17 protein-coding genes, 1 tRNA gene and 1 other RNA gene are annotated in these 16444 nt (G+C 62.5%); 16 read left to right on the top strand and 3 right to left on the bottom strand.

Translation table 11 applies throughout. From position 1 onward, the window contains the following. Positions 1-57: 57 nt before the first annotated feature. Positions 58-428: a transfer-messenger RNA gene (gene ssrA, locus QM596_RS13750) on the top strand. Between the two features lie 89 nt (positions 429-517). Here the strand turns inward: ssrA and QM596_RS13745 are convergent. Both QM596_RS13745 and QM596_RS13740 read right to left on the bottom strand, forming a co-directional pair. Then, on the bottom strand, positions 518-1498 hold the full coding sequence (locus QM596_RS13745) for an alkaline phosphatase family protein (RefSeq protein ID WP_046378361.1): 981 nt from the start codon (positions 1496-1498) through the stop codon (positions 518-520). A gap of 101 nt (positions 1499-1599) precedes the next feature. Further along, on the bottom strand, positions 1600-2595 hold the full coding sequence (locus QM596_RS13740) for an HNH endonuclease signature motif containing protein (protein ID WP_283309206.1): 996 nt from the start codon (positions 2593-2595) through the stop codon (positions 1600-1602). Positions 2596-2690: 95 nt separating this feature from the next. Between QM596_RS13740 and QM596_RS13735 the strand changes: the two genes are divergently transcribed. Beyond that, entirely contained in the window at positions 2691-2870 is a 180-nt protein-coding gene (locus tag QM596_RS13735; RefSeq protein ID WP_283309205.1) for a hypothetical protein, read from the top strand. Between the two features lie 120 nt (positions 2871-2990). Here QM596_RS13735 and QM596_RS13730 read toward each other — a convergent pair whose 3' ends face one another. Then, positions 2991-3806: a GNAT family N-acetyltransferase gene (locus tag QM596_RS13730; protein WP_024487211.1), complete on the bottom strand. Its 816-nt coding sequence runs from the start codon at positions 3804-3806 to the stop codon at positions 2991-2993. 53 nt (positions 3807-3859) lie between these two features. Here QM596_RS13730 and QM596_RS13725 point away from each other — a divergent pair, with 53 nt between their 5' ends. The 14 genes from QM596_RS13725 to QM596_RS13660 all read left to right on the top strand — a co-directional run bounded on the left by QM596_RS13725 (position 3860) and on the right by QM596_RS13660 (position 16434). Further along, on the top strand, positions 3860-4492 hold the full coding sequence (locus QM596_RS13725) for an alpha/beta hydrolase (protein ID WP_020969265.1): 633 nt from the start codon (positions 3860-3862) through the stop codon (positions 4490-4492). After that, complete coding sequence (locus QM596_RS13720) at positions 4489-5769, top strand: NAD(P)/FAD-dependent oxidoreductase (protein ID WP_019747859.1); 1281 nt, start codon at positions 4489-4491, stop codon at positions 5767-5769. The genes QM596_RS13725 and QM596_RS13720 overlap by 4 nt, the downstream gene beginning before the upstream one ends. Then, positions 5760-6503 carry a DUF1365 domain-containing protein gene (locus QM596_RS13715; RefSeq protein WP_024487210.1) on the top strand — a complete coding sequence of 248 codons (744 nt, stop codon included), beginning with the start codon at positions 5760-5762 and terminating at the stop codon, positions 6501-6503. The genes QM596_RS13720 and QM596_RS13715 overlap by 10 nt, the downstream gene beginning before the upstream one ends. After that, the gene (locus QM596_RS13710; RefSeq protein ID WP_020969267.1) at positions 6500-7789 is read left to right on the top strand and encodes an SAM-dependent methyltransferase; all 1290 of its coding nucleotides are present in this window, start codon (positions 6500-6502) and stop codon (positions 7787-7789) included. The genes QM596_RS13715 and QM596_RS13710 overlap by 4 nt, the downstream gene beginning before the upstream one ends. Then, positions 7786-9102, top strand: a complete 1317-nt coding sequence (locus QM596_RS13705; protein WP_283309204.1) for an SAM-dependent methyltransferase — start codon at positions 7786-7788, stop codon at positions 9100-9102. Before QM596_RS13710 ends, QM596_RS13705 begins: the two co-directional genes overlap by 4 nt. Then, positions 9099-9902 (top strand): DUF1295 domain-containing protein, encoded by an 804-nt coding sequence (locus tag QM596_RS13700; protein ID WP_283309203.1) that lies wholly within the window; start codon positions 9099-9101, stop codon positions 9900-9902. Before QM596_RS13705 ends, QM596_RS13700 begins: the two co-directional genes overlap by 4 nt. 23 nt (positions 9903-9925) lie before the next feature. Then, positions 9926-10303, top strand: coding sequence for a fluoride efflux transporter FluC (locus QM596_RS13695; protein WP_019747864.1), 378 nt, complete (start codon positions 9926-9928; stop codon positions 10301-10303). Next, entirely contained in the window at positions 10300-10644 is a 345-nt protein-coding gene (crcB, locus tag QM596_RS13690) for a fluoride efflux transporter CrcB (protein WP_019747865.1), read from the top strand. The genes QM596_RS13695 and crcB overlap by 4 nt, the downstream gene beginning before the upstream one ends. Before the next feature lie 97 nt (positions 10645-10741). After that, positions 10742-12379: a phosphoglucomutase (alpha-D-glucose-1,6-bisphosphate-dependent) gene (gene pgm / locus QM596_RS13685; RefSeq protein ID WP_283309202.1), complete on the top strand. Its 1638-nt coding sequence runs from the start codon at positions 10742-10744 to the stop codon at positions 12377-12379. 42 nt (positions 12380-12421) lie between these two features. Next, complete coding sequence (locus tag QM596_RS13680; protein ID WP_084326404.1) at positions 12422-13675, top strand: MFS transporter; 1254 nt, start codon at positions 12422-12424, stop codon at positions 13673-13675. Between the two features lie 25 nt (positions 13676-13700). Then, a complete protein-coding gene (locus QM596_RS13675; protein ID WP_019747868.1) occupies positions 13701-14189 on the top strand; it encodes a MauE/DoxX family redox-associated membrane protein in 489 nt (162 codons plus the stop codon). Between the two features lie 42 nt (positions 14190-14231). Beyond that, entirely contained in the window at positions 14232-14975 is a 744-nt protein-coding gene (locus tag QM596_RS13670) for a DsbA family protein (protein ID WP_007731305.1), read from the top strand. A 145-nt stretch (positions 14976-15120) separates the two neighbouring features. Further along, positions 15121-15193 (top strand) — tRNA-Ala (locus tag QM596_RS13665). Positions 15194-15318: 125 nt separating this feature from the next. After that, on the top strand, positions 15319-16434 hold the full coding sequence (locus QM596_RS13660) for an NAD(P)/FAD-dependent oxidoreductase (protein WP_283309201.1): 1116 nt from the start codon (positions 15319-15321) through the stop codon (positions 16432-16434). Positions 16435-16444 lie beyond the last annotated feature (10 nt).

Here is a 16444-nt window from a genome sequence, read left to right as displayed (position 1 = left end):
CTTCCGAACTTCGGCGCGTTATAGTGAATAGCCCCACGAAAGACGCGGGGCACACACGGGGCTGAACGGTTTCGACTGCGTGTGTTGAGTTAGGGGAAGCGTGTCGGTGCAGGCAAGAGACCACCGTAAGCGTCGCTGCAAACCTATAAGCGCCGATTCCAATCAGCGCGACTACGCTCTCGCTGCCTAAGTAGCGAAGCGTGTCTGTCAGCCCGGGGTTGCCCTCGACCCGGTTCCTGGCATCAGCTAGAGGGCTTTACTGTTCGGCTCGGTCACGGAGTCGAATGGGACATCAAACAGTGACTGGGATCGTCATCCTGGCTTGTTCGCGAGACTGGGAGATCCAAGTAGAGACTTAGCGAACTGCACACGGAGAAGCCCTAGCGATTCAACGTAGGACCCGGGTTCAATTCCCGGCAGCTCCACAACAGGTCGGGCCGGAGAGCACACGCTCTCCGGCCCGACCTTTTTGCTGTCTTGCTGCGGCACTCTGCTGAGCGCCCGCGACCTTTTACGATCAGGAGCCGAAGAATCCCAGGTCGACCGAGCCGACGAAGCCGGGAGCTTCCTTGGCCAGCGGCTTACCGTCCAGATCGGCAGGCAATGCAACGCCCAGGCTTTGGAGGATGGTCGGTGTGATGTCGGCGATCGTGTACGCGTCGGTGGTCTTGCCGGCCGCGTATCCCGCACCGCGTGCAATGACGAATGTCGTTGCTTCCGCCGGCGTCTGGCCACCGTGCCCTCCAGCAGGCTTGTGGCCGTGATCCGCAGTGACCAGAACCGTCCACTTCTCACCGGTCTTCGCGGCGCGTTGATCAACGGCATCGACAATCTTGCCCACTTGAGCGTCGACCGAGGCAATGGACTCTTCGTACGCAGCGCCGTTGGTGCCGCCGCTGTGCCCCGCGCCGTCCACCTGATCGAGTTGGGTGAAGATCAGGTCAGGTCCCTTGTCGGTGATGTCGCGGGCGACGGCGTCAGCGGTCGCAGCATCGGTGGCCGCTCCGGAACCTGCATCGGCAGTGGTGACGACAACGTCGGCTTTCGGCGTGCCGCTGGATGCGATGTTGTCGATGCCGCCCCAGGTGGAGATCGACTCGGTGAGCAGAGAGGGCTGTGCTGTTTCCAACCGTGTGAACACGCTCGGGTAGAGGTCGAAGCGGGCGCCTGCGTACGTGTTGTCCTTGACACCGTGCTTGGTGTCCCAGACTCCGGTCAGGATGGTCGACCACGACGGTCCGGAGATGGTGGTGTGGCCGAGGATGGAAGATTCTCCGCTGGTTCCTTCGGCGATCAGCTTCTGGAGACGGGGAGCGTCGGCGGTCTTGATGTGGCTGAGCATGGTGCCGTCAAGGCCGATGACAACTGTCTTCTCGGCGGCCGACGGATTGAGGTCGGACGATCCGGGAATTGCTGCAGCAGTTGCAGTTCCGGCAGCAACAGCGCCGGCGAGGAGGAGTGTGATAGCGGCTGAGGTGCGTGCGATTTTCTTGGTCACGCTAAAGATATTGCGATAGGACTAGACCAATTGCACTACCTGAATGCGAGGGTTGTCTGATTGTTCACGACGGATTCAGATTGGACTAGACCAATGTTTGCTCACGCGGCCCAGCCGTCAAGGATGACGCTGACCGCGTGATCGAGGTGGAGGGGCTCTCCGCTCCACGCCGGTACGATCGCGTCGTCGGGTACGTCTCCGCGCAATAGGTCATCGGCGAACCCCTCTGTTGGCGGTGCTGGGTCGATGACGTCTCCATTGGCGTAGTGGAACTCGAACTTCTGCTCGCCGAGTGCAGAGATCGTGAACTTGCCGTCGTGCAGCGCGCGGTGGCAGGTACCGCAAAGCATGATCAAATTGTCCAAGTCCGTATTGCCGCCGCGTCCCCAGAATTTCACGTGATGTGCGTGCAGGAAGCGGGTCCGTCCGCATCCTGGTGTGCGGCAGCATCCGTCGCGGTAGTTCAATGCCAACATTTGTTTAGCGCTGACGACGCGAGTCCGCCGACCTAGATTCAGAACGCATCCTTCCTTGGTCGTTCCCAGGCGAAGCTTGGCGTTGCAGAGCACTTCGTCAGCGGCATTTTGAGGCAATGCGGGTCCGCTCGGCACTCGGACGGTGTTCGCTTCGTGGAAGAACACAACTTCGTTCGCGGCGGCCTTGGGCGTGCGGTCCGTGACTGCGGCGGTGGCGAGCTCTGCCATAGCGACGAGACCTGGCCCGATATTTCCGACCGGGTTCTTTGCGGCCTTCTCGTCGACGGGGCGGATGGCGGCGATTCGGGTGCGTTCACGTTCCGCCACAGTTAACGCTGCGAGGATTCGGGCGCCGTCCTGCGCAGGCAGGCGTCCTTTGATGACAAGTTCGCCCGTATCCGGGTCCCAATGCCAGCGGACCTGAAGATGTTCGCCCGCTTTGGTTTTGCCGGATTCGTTGTCGGTTGCTTTACGCAGACCTGCGGCGAGACGATCGATCTGGGCTGCGGGCGCCTCACATCCGAACCGAACCATCTGCTTTTCGTTGGAAGGCGTGGTGACCCGGGTGAGGGCGCGAACCTTCGAGTAGGACAGGCGGCCTTGCTCGAAGGCCTTCCGCATCCCGGCAAAGGTCGGAGCGCTTTGGCGACGCGAACGTATTCACGGCCGGTGTGCAGGCTCATTCCGCACTTCCACGACAACCAGTGGGCGCACGAGTGAAGTCCCGGACCGGTCCATCCGCGGTCTTCGTCGAATTTCGACAGGAGGGTAAGGAATCGAGCCGTGGCCGCGGCGATCTGGCCGGCGAGGGCGCAGATTTCCGAGCTGAGCTGATCCACGTCGTCTCGGGCGGAACCCTGCGTTTCTTCATCGATCAGTGGTGCGTTCTCGGTTAATGCTGCGTTCATGGTTGCCCCCCGGCTCGCGTCCGACATCATTTCGAATGTACGTTCGATGGTAGATGTGGGTGCCGACACCTTCACGGATACGGGGTGAAAGCGTCCCCGCGGGGACGTCTAACTGCTGCCGATCGAGTACTCGGCGTAGGTGCCGACATCCTTGAAGCCGAGGTTTCGATAGAGCTGTGCGCCGTCGCTGGACGCCTGAAGTACTACTGTTCGGGCACCTCGCTCGCGGGCGATGTCGAGTGCGGCGAGGGTGACCGCCGAGCCGAATCCGCGTCGGCGAGCCGTTTCGAGTGTGACGACGCCATACAGTCCGGCGACGCCGGCGGCAAAGTGGACCTCGGCTCCGGCGACAGGCTGGGAGTTCGCGTACCCCACGACAAACGAACTCCGCGAACGCTCATCGAGGGCGGCATCAGCGGTGTCTTCGAAGAATCCAATTACTGCGGCTGAGGGCGGCGACCAGTTGGCGGCCATCACGGCGGCATAGTCGGCGAGCTGGGTACGAGTAGTCACCCGATGAACGGAGAGTTCTGGGACAGGCGTCGGATGAGGGACGACGTCAAGGTCCGCCGTCATCGCTCGTTCTTCCTCGGAGCGCACGCAGCCGAGGGCGGACAGTCGAGCCCCGAGGTCAGAGGGATTATCGCGGGGTCCGGTCCACCAGGAGAACGGACGTCCGGTTGCCCGAATCGAGGCGAGGATGTCGATCAGTCGCCGATCTTCGGGCCCGTCGGCAGGTACGGCGAAGCGAGCACCAGCGATGATGTTGAAAGTGTCGTCGGCGAGGCCGCTGTCTGCGACGACAACGTCCGCAGTGACCGTGACCGATGCAGTCGGCAAGTGTTCATGCAGGTGGCAGGCATGGGAAACCAAGTTGGCGTCCATGGCGTCGAGGACGTCACCGACGAGTGCTTCACGATTCACAAAAGAAATTCTACGAACCCCATCCAAATGGTTTTCGGCTCCGAATGCCATACATGACGCCCAACCGACGGCAACAGCAGGACGGTGACCAGCACCTGGTGGTGCTCGTGCTGCCTGGAGGAAAGGTCTCGAGCCATCGCCCGGCTCGCGCCTGGCATCTGTCCAACCTTCGGATGCGCCCGTTCACCGCTCAGCTTCGCCGCTCCGGTGTGAGAGCGGTGCAGGCTCGCTATCGGGTGCGTGGTTGGAACGGTGCCGAGCGCAGTCCGGTCGCCGACGCTCGAGCCGCACTCGACGCGATAACGAAACGTAATGCACAAGCTCGGGTGATTTTGCTGGGCCACTCGATGGGCGGACGGGTCGCCGCCGAACTGTGTGGCGATCCGGCGGTGGTCGGTGTGGTTGCGCTGGCGCCGTGGTGGCCCGATGGAACGTCGGTGAATCTGCGTTCGGACACACCACTGGTTGTGCTCCACGGCACGGCCGACTCGTGGACCGACCCGGCAGCGTCTCGTCGGAAAGTTGACGAACTGCAGAAGTCGGGTAAGAGCGCTGAATGGATCGGCATCGGCGGCGCAGGCCACTTCATGCTCCGTCGGGCGGCGACCTGGCATCGCCTCGTCGCGGATGCAATCGCACGAATGAGTCGCGGGGTAGCCGCAACAAAGATGGGAGAACGACGATGAGTTCCGACAAGCGCAAGGTGGCCGTCGTCGGTAGTGGTGTCGCAGGTCTGACAGCGGCGTGGGTGCTCAGTAAGGACAGTGACGTCACCCTCTACGAAGCGGATTCACGGCTCGGCGGGCACGCGGACACCCATTCGGTCACCGACCCGGAAGGGCGAAGCCTCGCCATCGACACGGGGTTCATCGTTCACAACGATCGCACCTATCCGACATTGTTGCGATTGTTCGCAGAACTCGATGTGCCTACGCAGGAATCCGACATGAGTATGTCGGTCAGGTGTGGGGGTTGCGGTCTCGAGTACTCGGGAGGCCAAGGGTTGCGCGGCGTTCTCCCGACGCCGGGGCTCCTTGTCAACGGCAGCTTTCTGTCGATGTTGATGGAGGTCAAGCGCTTCCATCGCCGTGCCCGCGCCCTGCTCGACAACACGGATCCGTCGGCACCCGACCAGACACTGGGAGTGTTTCTGCGCAGCGGCCGGTTCTCCGACTACTTCACCGCTCACTTCATGACTCCGCTCGTGTCGGCAGTCTGGTCGTGTGACCCCGGCTCGGCGCTGAAATATCCCGCGCGGTACCTGTTCTCGTTCCTCGATCACCACGGAATGCTGAGCGTCACTGGATCGCCGACCTGGCGAACAGTCACCGGTGGATCGGGCGAATACGTTCGTCTCGTCGCCAAAAGTATCGGGGATATCCGCCTGAACACGCCAGTTCGCGCCGTCCACCGGTTCGACGATCGCGTCGACATTCGTGACGGCGACGACCAGATCCAGACCTTCGACGCAGTTGTGGTCGCAACGCATCCGCAGCAAGCACTGAAGATTTTGGCGGATCCGACGCCTGCCGAATCCCAGGTCCTCGGCGCAATGCCGTACTCCGTCAACCACACCCAACTTCACACGGACGAAAATGTGCTGCCCGGCAACACCAATGCGCGCGCGTCGTGGAACTACTACATCCCTGAATGCAACGCGAAGCCAGATCACGTTCTGGTCAGCTACGACATGACGAGGTTGCAGCGGCTGCCGGAGACCGGTCGGCGCTACCTGGTGACGTTGGGGGGAGACGAAATGGTGTCCCCGGACTCGGTGATCGATCAGATGACCTACGAGCATCCGCAGTACACACCCACCTCCGTCGCCGCTCAAGCGCGGCTTCCCGAGTTGGACTCGGACGTGCTCGCGTTTGCCGGTGCGTACCACGGATGGGGTTTCCACGAGGACGGTGCACTGTCTGGCCTGCGCGCCGCCGAACGCGTCGGAGGTCGGTGGCCGTGACTGCACCCATCACGCCGTCCATCGTTCATACGAGCATCCGACACGTACGAACGGAGCCGTTGCACAACGAGTTCGAGTACCGAAGCTACAGCTGGCTCGTCGACGTCGACGATCTGCCCGAGCTCCCGAAGGCACTGCGATCCTTGGCGAAGTTCGACGCCGGAGATCACCTCGGCGACCCCACCCGATCGATTCGTGCCAACGTCGAGTCTTTTCTGGCAACTAACGGATTGGAGTTCGCCGGCGGCCGCATCCTCATGCTTGCGAACGCACGTGTTCTCGGGCATGTGTTCAACCCACTGAGTGTGTTCTGGTGTCTGAACGACGACGGCAGTCAGCGGTGCGTCGTTGCCGAGGTTCACAACACCTACGGCGAGCGGCATTGCTACCTGCTCGAAACCGACGAACGCGGCGGGGCTCGCACGTCCAAAGAGTTCTACGTGTCTCCATTCAACGATCTGGACGGCGAGTACCGGATGCGACTTCCGCTACCCGACACCGCGCTCGCGCTCTCGATAGTTCTGGCCCGTGACGGCAAGGCGCCATTCGTAGCCACGGTGTCCGGTCGTTGTGTGCCGGCGACGACGCGCGAGATCGTCCGCAGTGCGCTCTCCATCCCGCTGGCTCCGCTGCGAGTCGCCGCGCAGATCAGATTTCAAGGAATCCGGCTGTGGGCCAGGCGCTTACCTATCGTTCCCCGACCGCAACATCACCCGCAGGAGGCAGTGCAATGACCACGACCACTCTCGGCACCGAACCTTCCGCTCACACGATCGAATCCGAGCGGTGGCCGGGCGTTGCCACGGTGCCCAGCGGTTTCAAAGTGAGGGTTGCGTCGCCGGTTGCCCGCGCTCTGTTCCACAAGGCGGTCGCGCGCTTGCCGCTGCGCGTTCAGATGCCCAACGGTGAGTTCTCCGGTGGAGGTAGTCCGGATTCGCCGTTGATGGTCATCCACCGTCCAGACGACTTCGCTGCTCGTGTGGGCGACAGTGGGTTGATCGGATTCGGCGAGTCGTACATGGCGGGCGATTGGGAAGCCTCCGACCTCACCGCGGTCCTGGAAGTCTTCGCCTCCCGGGTGGCGACGCTGATTCCCGACTTCCTGCAGCGGCTACGAGGCCTCTACATTCCGAAGCAGCCTCGCAGTGAGCGGAATTCGACGCAGAACACGCGCTCGAACATCTCCCGGCACTACGACCTCTCGAACGAGATGTTCGAACTGTTCCTCGACGACACCATGACGTATTCCAGTGCTCTCTTCGAGGATCTGTCGGTGGGAGCTACCCCGTCGTGGGACGCGTTCGCAGCGGCTCAGCATCGGAAGATCGATCGCCTGCTGGACGGTGCGGGTGTCGGTCCCGGTTCGCGAGTGCTCGAAATCGGCACAGGCTGGGGAGAATTGGCGATCCGAGCAGCCGAGCGCGGAGCAACGGTGCGCTCAGTGACACTGTCGGTCGAACAGCAGGAATTGGCGGCGAAGCGGATAAGCGCTGCGGGACTGGCAGATCGCGTTCAGGTCGACCTTCTCGACTATCGGCAAGTACAGGGGGAGTACGACGCCGTCGTGTCGGTCGAGATGATCGAGGCTGTCGGCCACCAGTACTGGGGAAGCTACTTCCAGACGATCGACGCCCTGCTGGCGCCGGGTGGGCGCGCGGCGATCCAAGCCATCACGATGCCGCACGATCGGATGCTCGCGACCCGCAACACCTACACCTGGGTGCACAAGTACATCTTCCCCGGCGGATTTCTCCCGTCGGTGCGGGCGATAGAGGACGTCACCGAACGCATGACAACCCTTCGGGTGCGTGAGCGGATGTCGATGGGCGATCACTACGCGCAGACGTTGCGGCTGTGGGACGAGCGTTTCAGTGCTCGCGCCGACGAAGCGTCCGCGCTCGGGTTCGACGCAGTGTTCGCGCGGATGTGGCATTTCTATCTCTGCTACTCCGAGGCGGGGTTTCGCTCGGGGTATCTCGACGTCCAGCAAATTGTTCTCGATCGGAGGAACCAGCGATGACCGCCACGATGGATCGGACGGCACAAGATGCCGGCGTTGCGGGCCGTCTCTCGGACATCCTCAGTCCACTTGTCGGCGGCGAACTTCCGGTGAGATTGACTGCTTGGGACGGCAGCACAGCAGGTCCGGAAGATGCTCCGAAAGTGACGCTCTACAGCCCGAATGTGCTGCGACGCTTGCTCTGGAATCCCGGCGAGTTGGGAGCGGCGCAGGCATATGTTCTCGGTGAACTCGACGTCGAAGGCGATCTCGGTGATGCGCTCACACACGTGTGGAAGGTCTCTGCCGAGCGGGGGCTCGGGTCGATCACCCCGACCCCGTCTCTCGTCCTGGCCGCGGTCAAGGCTGCGCGATCCTTCGGTGCTCTCGGGAGACCTTTGGCTCCACCGTCGTCGCAGGCTCAGGTGAAGGGCCGCTTGCACAGTCTCGCGCGCGACCGCGAGGCGATCGGGCACCACTACGATTTGTCGAACGATTTCTACCAACTGATCCTCGATGAGAACATGGCGTACTCCTCGGGCTATTGGACTTCCGACGCGCCGGAATACACGCTCGAAGACTCACAGACAGACAAGCTGGATCTGGTGTGCCGCAAGGTCGGCCTCGATCGAGCGCGAGGCCTACGGTTCCTCGATGTCGGCTGTGGTTGGGGCTCGCTGAGCCTGCATGCAGCGCGTGAGTACGGCGCTCGGGTTGTCGGCATCACGATCTCGGCGGAGCAGAAGGCTTTTGTCGACGCGAAGATCCGCGCACTCGGTTTGAAAGACTGGGTCGAGATCCGGCTCCAAGATTATCGTGAGATTCCAGACGGTCCCTTCGATGCGGTCGCGTCGATCGAGATGGGTGAGCACGTCGGTGAGGACAACTATCCGACATACGTGAAAGCGCTCCACGACAACGTTATTGCCGGTGGCCGTGTGCTGATTCAGCAGATGTCACGCACCGGTGCGCACCCCGGGGGAGGTCCGTTCATCGAGTCGTTCATCGCGCCGGACATGTACATGCGGCCGGTCGGTCGCACTGTTGCGATGATCGAGGAAGGTGGACTCGAAGTCCGGGACGTGCACGCCCTGCGTGAGCACTACGTGCGGACCGTCGACGCGTGGATCGAGACCTTCGAATCGAACTGGGATCGCGTCGTGGATCTCGTGGGTGTCGAAGTCGCTCGGGTGTGGCGTCTCTACCTCGTCGGCGGAGGAATGGCATTTCGGGACGGCAGGATGGGCGTCGATCAGATTCTGTCGGTCCGGCCGCACGGTGATGGTCGATCGGATATGGAATCGGTCCGGCCGCGGTGGGTGTCGCGGCGATGAACGGATTCGACTGGGGCGCATTCGGAGTGGTCACGCTCACGAGCCTGTTGGCGATCGCCGTCGGAATGGCAGTGACAGCCACCATCGGTGTACGGATCGGGCGGCACAATGTTGTCGACGTGTCGTGGGGCGCCGGCTTCGTTCTGATCGCGCTCGTGTCCGCGATAGTGGGAACCGGCGACCTCTGGCGCCGGTTGCTGATGCTTGCGCTGGTGGCGATCTGGGGTCTGCGGTTGGCGACGCACATGGCGATCAGATCCCGGGGCAAGGGTGAAGACCCGCGGTACGAAGAAATGCTCGGACGAGCGACGGGTAATCGAACGCTGTATGCGATCCGCAAGATTTATCTCACGCAGGGGATTTCGTTGTGGTTCGTCTCCCTGCCTATCCAGGTCGCCGCAGTATCGAACGGCAGCTTCGGGTTTCTTGTTGTGCTCGGTATCGCGCTGTGGATTGTCGGCGTCACGTTCGAGACGGTCGGCGACCGGCAGATGGAGGAATTCAAATCCGATCCGGGTAGCCGTGGCCACATCATGGATCAAGGTTTGTGGGCGTGGACGCGGCATCCCAACTATTTCGGCGACGCATGCGTCTGGTGGGGGATCTTCCTCGTCTCGGCGTCCGTGTGGCCGGGAGTGTTGACTGTCCTCTCGCCGATCGCCATGACGTACTTCCTGGTCTTCGCCACCGGTGCGCGGTTGCTCGAGCGACATATGGAACAGCGTCCGGGTTATCGCGAGTATCAGCAGCGGACAAGTTACTTCATTCCGCGCCCGCCGAAAGCCCGATCCGGGACGTAGGCTCTTTCGGGTGAGGCGAGAGCATGGGTGATCTGAAGCTGCCGGGTGCGGTGGGAGCGGTTGCCGTCGGCGGAGCATTGGGTGCACTGAGTCGATACGGGCTGGGGGAGCTCTTTCCCCACATCTGGACGACACTGGTCATCAACGTCGTCGGCTCGTTCGTTCTCGGTGTTCTCGCGGCCCTCCTCGTCCACAACAAGGTTGGGTACCTCTTTCTCGGCACCGGGTTCTGTGGCGGCTTCACCACTTTCTCGTCCTTCGCGGTTCACGCCGTGACGGAGAGTCCGTGGCGATCGATTCTCTATGTACTCGGGACGCTGATTCCCGCGATCCTCGCCGCTGCACTGGGCAAAGGGCTCGGTGAACGCTGGATCCGCGCGCGGGACGGAGCGTCGGCATGACAGTTCTCCTGGTGGCACTCGGCGGCGGCGCTGGTGCGAGCGGCCGGTACCTGTTGGCGCGGTATGTACCCGCGTACAAGGGATTCCCGGCTGCGACGTTCGCCGCCAACGTGATCGGCTGCTTCCTCCTTGGATTGTTCACCGGGGCAGCTCTTTCCACCGAGATGGCCGCACTTCTGGCGACCGGATTCTGCGGTGGCTTGTCCACCTACTCGACCTTTGCGAACGAGAATGTCGGGATGGTCGAGAGGCGCCAGACGGCCCTCTCGCTGATCTACATCGTCGTCAGTTTGATCGTCGGACTGTCCGCTGCGTGGTTGGGAATCCAGATCACGGATTGACCGATCCGGCGTCGAGCGTGCACGCCACGCGGCCAGGGTAGACAATTGTCCACAGTCGCGTCGACACAGTGGTCGACCACCGGGCCGAGGGGGATTCGTGGCGCACGAACGAGCAGGACAAGTGGCTCTGCCAGAGGATCTGATCGACGTTCCTCATCTGGTCACCGCGTATTACACGCGCACCCCGGATCCCGAGAACCCGATGCAGCAGGTACTTTTCGGCACTTCAGGACATCGCGGTTCCAGTCTCGACGCGGCGTTCAACGAAGCTCACATCCTGGCGACAACCCAGGCGATCGTCGAGTACCGCGCTTCGCAGGGCATCGACGGACCACTGTTCATCGGCCGCGATACACATGCGCTCTCGGAGCCTGCCTGGCTGTCGGCCTTGGAGGTCCTGGTCGCCAACGACGTCGTCGTCCTCGTCGATTCACGCGATGCCTACACGCCCACCCCGGCGGTCAGCCACGCGATCTTGCGGTACAACTCGACGGGACCGGAGGCAAAGGCCGACGGCATCGTCGTGACGCCTTCACACAATCCGCCGCGTGACGGCGGCCTCAAATACAACCCGCCACACGGCGGACCCGCGGATACGGATGCGACGTCGGTTATCGCCGATCGAGCGAACGAGCTACTGCGCAAGGGACTTTCCGGGGTACGGCGTGTCACGGCGGCGCAGGCGCTGGACCGCGTCGAACGCTACGACTTCCTCCGGTACTACGTCGAAGACCTCCCCTCTGTCCTCAACCTCGATGCAATCCGCGATGCCGGAATCAGGATCGGTGCAGATCCCCTCGGCGGGGCAAGCGTCGACTACTGGGGCGCGATTGCCGAAACTCATCGACTCGACCTCGAAGTGGTGAATCCGCTCGTCGATCCGACCTGGCGATTCATGACGCTCGACACTGACGGCAAGATCCGCATGGACTGCTCGTCGCCCGACGCGATGGCGTCGCTGATCGGAATTCGGGATCGCTACGACATCGCGACCGGAAACGATGCAGACTCCGACCGCCATGGCATCGTCACACCCGACGGCGGTTTGATGAACCCGAATCACTATCTCGCCGTTGCCATCGAGTATCTCTTCGCGAACCGGCCAGGGTGGCGCGCAGACACCAAGGTGGGCAAGACACTCGTGAGTTCCTCGATGATCGACCGCGTGGTCAGCAGTGTGGGCCGCGAATTGCTCGAGGTTCCAGTCGGTTTCAAGTGGTTCGTTCCCGGTCTGCTCGACGGGTCGGTGGGATTCGGCGGCGAGGAAAGCGCCGGTGCATCCTTCCTCCGCCACGACGGTTCGGTCTGGACGACGGACAAGGACGGCATCATCCTTGCGTTGCTCGCGTCGGAAATCACCGCGGTGACGGGAAAGTCTCCGTCGGCGCATTACGACGCGTTGGCCGAGAAGTTCGGGAGCCCGGCGTACGCACGGATCGATGCACCCGCGACACGCGCACAGAAGGCAGTCTTGGCAAAACTGTCTCCCGATCAGGTGAGTGCGACCGAACTGGCGGGTGAACCGATCACGGCGACACTGACCGCGGCGCCCGGAAACGGCGCGGCGATCGGTGGTCTCAAGGTGACGACAGAGAACGCGTGGTTTGCAGCGAGGCCGTCCGGCACGGAGGACGTGTACAAGATTTATGCCGAGTCGATGAAGGGCGCCGATCATCTGGCTCAGGTTCAGGCAGCGGCCAAGGACTTGGTGTCCGGCGTCTTGAAGGCGAACTAGCTCGCGGACCGCTCGTGTCGCCCGGCTAGAATTCCGGGCGACATGAAAACTCGTGCAGCCAAGCTGCCACAGGAAATTTGGGTACTGGTCGCCGCCAGCTTCGTCATAGCCCTCGGGTTCGGGTTGGTCGCTCCGGCTCTACCGCAGTTCGCGCGCAGCTTCGACGTATCGGTCACCGCCGCCACGATCGTGATCTCGTCTTTCGCATTCATGCGATTGGTGTTCGCGCCGATGAGCGGCACTTTGGTACAGAAACTCGGTGAGCGTCCGGTCTACATCGTCGGCCTTTTGATCGTCGCGGTCTCGACCGGTGCGTGCGCTTTCGCGGGGGAGTACTGGCAACTTCTGCTGTTCCGGTCGTTGGGCGGCATCGGGTCGACCATGTTCACGGTGTCGGCTCTCGGGCTGATCATTCGCATGTCACCGCCGGACAGTCGCGGCCGCGTCTCGGGGCTGTACGCGACAAGCTTTCTCATGGGATCGATCGGCGGCCCGCTGGTCGGCGGTGCGCTGTTGCAGTTCGGTCTGCGGATGCCGTTCATCATCTACGCAGTTGCGCTGGTGATCGCCGCGCTCGTTGTCTTCGTGAGCCTGCGTGGATCTCACCTGGCGTCACCGGACAAGGCTGTCGATGTGAAGTCGATGACTCTCACAGAAGGGCTCCAGTCGCCGGTGTACCGGGCAGCGCTCGGATCGAACCTCGCCTTCGGCGGGGTGATCTTCGGAGTTCGCGTTGCCATGGTCCCTCTGTTCGTCGTGGAGTTCCTCGACCGAGACCCGTCGATAGCGGCCTACGCTCTCACGATCTTTGCCGTCGGCAACGCGTTGGTGTTGATCGTGTCCGGACGGCTCTCGGACCGCTTCGGACGCAAGCCCTTTGTCGTGAGCGGTCTGCTCATCTGCGGTCTGGGAACCATCGCAATGGGATTCACCGACAACCTTGTGGTGTTCTTCGCCATCGCCGCAGTGACTGGTGTCGGCTCCGGGCTCATGAGTCCGGCCCAGCAGGCCGCGGTTGCCGATGTTGTCGGATCGACGGCCCGAGGCGGACCCGTTCTGGCGGTATTCCAGATGATGTCCGACATCGGTGGGGTAGTGGCGCCGATTTGTGCCGGACTGATCGCCCAGCATGTGTCGTACTCGGCGGCCTTCGCGGTGATGGGAGCCGTAGTAGTCGTGTCGGCGACGGGTTGGTTGTTCGTTCCGTCGCGAACGAAGCCCGTCGAATCCGTCGTCGAAGATCTGACTGATGTGACGGTGCTAACGGATACTCCTGCGCGGACAAACCTGGACTGACCGGGCATTCTGTACTCTCGATCGGGTGGCAATTCGCATCGTGAGTCTTGTGGCCCGATTGGGTTTGGCGGCCGTTTGGCTGATTTCCGGGGGACTCAAGTTCTTTGATCCCGTGCAGACGAAGATCGCGGTGCGCGCCTATCAACTGTTGCCCGAGTCGCTGGTAGGTCCGGTGGCGACGGCTCTTCCCCTGGTCGAAATAGTGCTGGGCCTGCTGATCCTCGTCGGGCTGGCGGTGCGCGTATCCGCTGCGGTCTCGGTGGTCATCCTCACGGTTCTCATTGCGGTGATCATTTCGGTGTGGGCCAGGGGATTGTCCATCGACTGCGGATGTTTCGGCGGCGGAGGTGCAGCCGACGTCGGCGCTTGGGACTATCTGAAGGAGATTCTCCGGGACCTGGGCTTCTTGGCACTTGCCGTCTGGCTGCTCGTGTTCCCGCGTTCGCCGCTCGCATTGGGGCCCGGATCACGCGCGGCGTTCTCAGTGGATACTCAGTCTTCAGTGGCAAGGTAAGCAATCGGTAAATCGTTTCGACGCACGAAGGACTGCATCAGCGTGAGCACCAAGAGCAGCAAGAACAAATACTCGCCGGAACCGGTCTCGAGCCGCTCCACCTACATCATCGGTGGCCTCGCGGTGCTCGTGATCGCGGCCCTCGTCATCGGCGGTGTCTTGTGGACGAACAGCAAGAACAAGCCCCAGAACGACGGCTACGGCTCCGTGCAGAGTTCCGAAGTTGCCGTCACGGTGCAGGACAACGGAGTGGTGCTGCTCGGCAAGCCCTCCGCCGCGACGACCATTGATCTCTTCGAGGATCCGCTGTGCCCGGCCTGCGCTGCTCTCGAGCACCTCAGTGGCCAGGCTCTCGCGGCCGCCGTCGACAACGGTGACGTCGCCGTGCGGTACCACATGCTGAACTTCCTCAACCGGGCGTCGGGCAGTGGTGACTACTCCACACGGGCCGGCGCCGCTCTGCTCTGCGTCGCTCAGGGTGGTGACGCGATCGCGTACTCCGCATTCCACAACAAGCTTTTCGCGACCGACACGCAGCCTGCCGAGGGCGGCAGCAGCGACCACACCAACGACGACCTCGCCCAGATCGCTCGTGATGCGGGCGCATCCGAGGACGTGGCAACCTGCATCTCTTCCGGCACCAACGTCGAAGCCGCCGCGGCTAATGCCGCAGCCGCCAGCCAGGCGCTCAAGGATGTCGGGTCGAACGGGACGCCCACGGTAGTGGCGAACGGCAAGATCGTTGACACGGGCAGCAGCGACTGGGTTTCCAAGCTCTCCTCCTGAGCTGAAGCGGCCGCTCGGACGAGGAGCGGCCGCTTCGCTCTGACCAGGCGATTTGTTGCCCAGGAGTCAAGTGGTGTAACTTTCTTCCAGCAAGCGGAAAGCAGAAAAGCCGCTGCGAGTTCGACTGTTAGAGTTAATTGAATACGGGGCTATGGCGCAGCTGGTAGCGCACCACACTGGCAGTGTGGGGGTCAGGGGTTCGAGTCCCCTTAGCTCCACCCGAACAAATGCTCTGCACCAATCGGTGCAGAGCATTTGTTGTTTCGTGCGCAATACTGTCCGCGGTGAGGCTTGATCATCCCGTGCATTCTCGGCATGGGGACCGTCGGCGGAACGGAGAACCATGAGTGCACACGTGGTGATAATCGGGGCAGGATATGCGGGCGTCATGGCAGCGAAGCGACTGCTGCGAACTCGGTCGGACATCACGGTGAGCGTCGTGAATCCGCGCCCACACTTCGTGCAAAGAATCAGGCTCCATCAGATGATCGCGGCTGGCTACGACGCTACGGTCTCGTTCGACAGGGCGCTACCGCGTGCGGCACACCGAGTCTTCGGAGAGGTGACGACGATCGAGGCGGCGCTCGGCAGGCTCACCCTCGACGACGGCAGCGCGCTCGACTACGACTACTTGGTCTACGCAGTCGGAAGTAGGCAGTTGCCCAGCACGATCGCCGGGGCGGACGAGCACGGATTCGGCGTCGCCGAATTCGAGGACGCGGTCCGCCTCTCGTCCAGGCTGGCGACTCTCGACGAGAAGGCTGCGGTCTGCGTTGTCGGCGGCGGTCTCACCGGGATCGAGACTGCCGCAGAATTGGCTGAGCAGCGAAGCAGCCGAATCACTTTGGTGACCGGAGGAATCTTGGCCCCGGATCTGTCAGAGCGTGCTCGATCGGCAATTCTCAGAACATTGACCGACCTTGGGGTTGATATTGTCACCGAATCCCGGGTGACTCGGATCGACGGTTCGTCCTGCGAGCTAGCGGGAGGTGTACGGGTGGAGACCGATTGCACGATTCTCGCGACCGAATTCGGGGTCCCCGATCTGGCGCGCCGAAGTAGCCTTCCCGTCGACGAACTCGGTCGTCTGAAGGTCGACGATGGACTGGAATGCTCGTCCCACCCCAACATCTTTGGTGCGGGTGATGCGGTCGCAGTCGGTGATCTCTCACTGAGGATGAGTTGTCAGGCCGCGATCCCCTTGGGAGTCCATGCGGCCGAAACGATCCTGCATCGACTCGAAGGTTCCGCGCCGCGCCCGGTGACTCCGAAGTTCGCAGGTCGGTGCATCAGTCTCGGGAGGCGGCGAGGTGTGTTCCAGCGGACCACTCGTGTCGACGAGTCAACGGGAGTGGTCATTGCGGGCAGGGCGGGTGCATTCGTCAAGGAAAGGGTCTGTTCGTCGACGACCGAATGGGCTGTCACTCCGCGCCGCTCTCTCTTCTACAGCTGGACGTGAGCATCGTTGG

Source organism: Rhodococcus sp. IEGM 1406 (assembly GCF_030056745.1).
In the GTDB taxonomy this organism is placed as follows: Bacteria; Actinomycetota; Actinomycetes; order Mycobacteriales; family Mycobacteriaceae; genus Rhodococcus_F; species Rhodococcus_F erythropolis.
The sequence above is the reverse complement of the archived record's forward strand: the minus strand, read 5'-3'. Positions and strand labels throughout refer to the sequence as shown.

Coding starts and splice junctions, on each gene's coding strand:
- QM596_RS13740 (WP_283309206.1), bottom strand. CDS start 2,595: ATGCGGAAGGCCTTCGAGCAAGGCCGCCTGTCCTACTCGAAGGTTCGC.
- QM596_RS13725 (WP_020969265.1), top strand. CDS start 3,860: ATGACGCCCAACCGACGGCAACAGCAGGACGGTGACCAGCACCTGGTG.
- QM596_RS13720 (WP_019747859.1), top strand. CDS start 4,489: ATGAGTTCCGACAAGCGCAAGGTGGCCGTCGTCGGTAGTGGTGTCGCA.
- QM596_RS13710 (WP_020969267.1), top strand. CDS start 6,500: ATGACCACGACCACTCTCGGCACCGAACCTTCCGCTCACACGATCGAA.
- QM596_RS13705 (WP_283309204.1), top strand. CDS start 7,786: ATGACCGCCACGATGGATCGGACGGCACAAGATGCCGGCGTTGCGGGC.
- QM596_RS13700 (WP_283309203.1), top strand. CDS start 9,099: ATGAACGGATTCGACTGGGGCGCATTCGGAGTGGTCACGCTCACGAGC.
- QM596_RS13695 (WP_019747864.1), top strand. CDS start 9,926: ATGGGTGATCTGAAGCTGCCGGGTGCGGTGGGAGCGGTTGCCGTCGGC.
- crcB (WP_019747865.1), top strand. CDS start 10,300: ATGACAGTTCTCCTGGTGGCACTCGGCGGCGGCGCTGGTGCGAGCGGC.
- QM596_RS13680 (WP_084326404.1), top strand. CDS start 12,422: ATGAAAACTCGTGCAGCCAAGCTGCCACAGGAAATTTGGGTACTGGTC.
- QM596_RS13660 (WP_283309201.1), top strand. CDS start 15,319: ATGAGTGCACACGTGGTGATAATCGGGGCAGGATATGCGGGCGTCATG.